The 1,936-nt window shown below is 53.9% G+C and carries 3 protein-coding genes; all 3 read left to right on the top strand.

The window, feature by feature from the left end; translation table 11 throughout:
* A partial coding sequence (locus tag ACOCD2_RS18060; protein WP_419625859.1) for a hypothetical protein occupies window positions 1–509 on the top strand: 509 nt, incomplete at its 5' end.
* Window positions 510–520: 11 nt separating this feature from the next.
* On the top strand, window positions 521–1,027 hold the full coding sequence (locus ACOCD2_RS18065; protein WP_419625861.1) for a HigA family addiction module antitoxin: 507 nt from the start codon (window positions 521–523) through the stop codon (window positions 1,025–1,027).
* Window positions 1,028–1,094: 67 nt separating this feature from the next.
* Window positions 1,095–1,886 carry a hypothetical protein gene (locus ACOCD2_RS18070; RefSeq protein WP_419625862.1) on the top strand — a complete coding sequence of 264 codons (792 nt, stop codon included), beginning with the start codon at window positions 1,095–1,097 and terminating at the stop codon, window positions 1,884–1,886.
* Window positions 1,887–1,936: the final 50 nt, after the last annotated feature.

The raw sequence follows: 1,936 nt of genomic DNA on the forward strand, positions 1-1,936 counted from the left end.
TTTTCGATAGCTATGAGGATTCCCCCTCCTGGAATATTGTGGCACGACAGCGATTTGACTTTAAGCCGATCAACCCGATCTACGTTCGCACGCACCGGGTAAGTAAAGACCAGTGTATAGCAATGCGCGATGACCGGGGTACACCGCGCGCGGTGTACGAAGTCCTGACCAAGGTACTTTCCTGGCTGTCTGAGCCCCTAGTTGTGAAACCGATCTCAGTGCCTGAAGGGCTTCGGTTCGATGTTCATGTTATGAGACGGTCACTTCTCCCATCCAGTCGGGAGGAACCACAGGATTACCGGATGGATGAGATAAAGGATTACCGGATGGAGGAAGTAAGGATCTACGCGAGCGCTATTGGAGAGTATGCCTGCATGGAAGATGCGTGTTACAGGATCGAGAAAATGCTGGCAGTGTCGGGTATGCCCTGCCGTTCGGTGACACTTCCGAAGCTGGGATATTTTAAGGATCAGAATGGGCTCTACGTGGATTACGAAGTTAGATATTAGGAGAAACTGAAATGAAATATTACATGGCAAAACAGACAGACCCCCGGCCTATTGAATGCAGTGCTACTACGCTGAAAGACGCGCAGTTAGAGGCTGAAGCTCACTTTGCTGTGGGTTCCCAACGCGTACCGATTTATGTTCTGGAGTTGGGGAAGCACCCAGACTGGAAACCCGGGGAAGAACCTCTCAGGATGTATCGCTGCCTCCCCTGGTCGGAAATCACAGAAGATTTATGGGGGATACGCGGGGATGCTGAGAGGAAGTTGTGCCTTGAAGTAAAGCACCCGGGGGAGCTGTTACGGGAGTACTATATGAAACCCCGGAGTATGTCCATTGCTGAGCTTGCGGCTCACTTGGGGAAATCCCCGGAATACACGAGGAGCCTTCTCCAGGGTCAGTGTGATATCACCCCGATAGTTGCGTATTATCTGGCATACACGTTCGAAACCAGCAAAGAATACTGGCTCAATTTGCAGCGTGGCTACGATCTGCGGATGAAGTCAGGCGGTGATACATGAGCCGCGGACAATTTATTAACCGCCCAATAACGGCCCTTATCTTTTCGAGAACAGAGAGGAAACTGAAATGAGATACATTGTCGCTGGCCTTGTAGGCCTTGCATTTGCTAACCCCGTAATCGCGGTGGATAGCGTATGCAGCACGCCCCGGGATGGCATTGCTGTTGAGATCGGAGATGCGGGAGAGCCGAAACGTATCGAGCTGAACGGAGTCTCCGCAATGCACGAAGCGGATGTACTGGTGAGGGTGAGGAGTGACACGCTGACTCTGGATCGGACTGCGATCACGCAGCATGCCCGAAAGCTTACGGACGGCTCCACAACCTCCTCGGGACGGTTCCACGGGGACAACGGGGTGATTTACTGGCTTTCGCAGTCCGGGATGGTACAGGGGACGAGTTTTCACGTCACGCATTGGACGTTCAGCAGCGCGAAACCGTTTGGGGAGGTAGCTTTTGGGGTGTACGCGGATATCGACATAGGGCATTACGCGAGCCGTAACAGTCTCATTGTCGGCGGCGTAGGACATCCTCACCGTCTGGTGGTCACGACGGGTGCGCAGTCTTCTGAAGGTGTCGCCCTTGGTTTGCGGTATCTCCGGAACGCGTCAGCGATTGGATGGATGGCGGATCTCACAGCGTATTATGCTAATTACGGGCATGTGCTGGATGCGGCGATTCTGACCGGTGCGGATGCGGGCTGGGGCACTTTCACGCCCAATCAGACGTACTACCCGGGTGCACAGGGCTACGGTCCTGCGGATATGGCCCCCGTAATTGGGCTTGCGCTTAACCCGGCAGCGAAGCTGGCGAGTTTTGAGACAGTGATTGCCGGCGCGCCCAAGGGGTACATCAACTGAAACACACGGCACCTGTCATAAACACAGATGCTTTACTAACCGCCCAATAA

Origin of the sequence: Thiolapillus sp. (assembly GCF_048562965.1) — a bacterium.
Taxonomy (GTDB): domain Bacteria; phylum Pseudomonadota; class Gammaproteobacteria; order Chromatiales; family Chromatiaceae; genus Thiolapillus; species Thiolapillus brandeum_A.